The organism is Mycobacterium sp. NAZ190054, assembly GCF_001545925.1.
Classification (GTDB): domain Bacteria; phylum Actinomycetota; class Actinomycetes; order Mycobacteriales; family Mycobacteriaceae; genus Mycobacterium.
In genome coordinates this window covers 1-767 of sequence record NZ_LMVQ01000502.1, presented here as the reverse complement: position 1 = coordinate 767, position 767 = coordinate 1, and the positions used below count along the sequence as shown (strand labels likewise).

General features: G+C 66.1%; 1 protein-coding gene and 1 pseudogene. One reads left to right on the top strand and one right to left on the bottom strand.

Going from position 1 to position 767, the window contains the following annotated elements:
* A pseudogene (locus ASJ79_RS25050) lies at positions 1–193 on the bottom strand (hypothetical protein); the annotation flags it as partial.
* 63 nt (positions 194–256) lie between these two features.
* Here ASJ79_RS25050 and ASJ79_RS25045 point away from each other — a divergent pair.
* Positions 257–767, top strand: a 511-nt coding sequence (locus ASJ79_RS25045) for a MarR family winged helix-turn-helix transcriptional regulator (RefSeq protein WP_067961326.1), incomplete at its 3' end; no start/stop codon positions are given.

Sequence of the window (767 nt, the reverse complement as noted above, 5' to 3'; positions counted from 1 at the left end):
AGTCATCGATCTTCCACCCTGCCAGATCGTCCCTCGGTCGTGCGTCCAGCGCCGCCCGGAACGACCCCATCGCGTCGATCAGCGCGGTGAACACCCGGTGCGCGGCGACCAGATCGCTGTCGGACAGTCCGAGCAGGGCGCCGGAGGCGAGGACGACCAGGAGCGCGACCACCCACGGGTACCGACGGCGCATCAGACCAACGTTTCAGAATATTAACAATTAATCAACTGAAAAGATCCTCGGTATGGTGAGCGCGTGCAGGATGTCGACCGGGCGGCGCTCCAGGCGGTGATCGCCGCGGATGTTCGAGCCCTGACCGCGGAGTCGGACCAGATCGGGCACCGCTTCGCCGGGCTGAACGCGTTGACCCCCAACGATTTCCGGGCGTTGCTGTACGTCATCGTCGCCGAGAAGGCGGGTGCGCCGCTGACAGCGGGCGAGCTCAGACAGCGGATGGGAACATCCGGTGCGGCGATCACCTACCTGGTTGAGAGGTTGATCTCCTCGGGCCATCTGCTGCGTGATTCCGATCCCAGCGATCGGCGCAAGGTGATGTTGCGCGTCGCCGAGCAGGGCATGCGGGTCGCACGCGAGTTCTTCACCCCCCTCGACGAGCACGCCCACGCGGCGCTGGCCGGTCTGTCCGACAGCGATCTGGTCGCCGCGCACCGGGTGTTCACCGCGCTGATCGACGCGATGGGGTCGTTCCGGGCGGCGCTGGACGCACGACCGAGGGACGATCTGGCAGGGTGGAAGATCGATGACT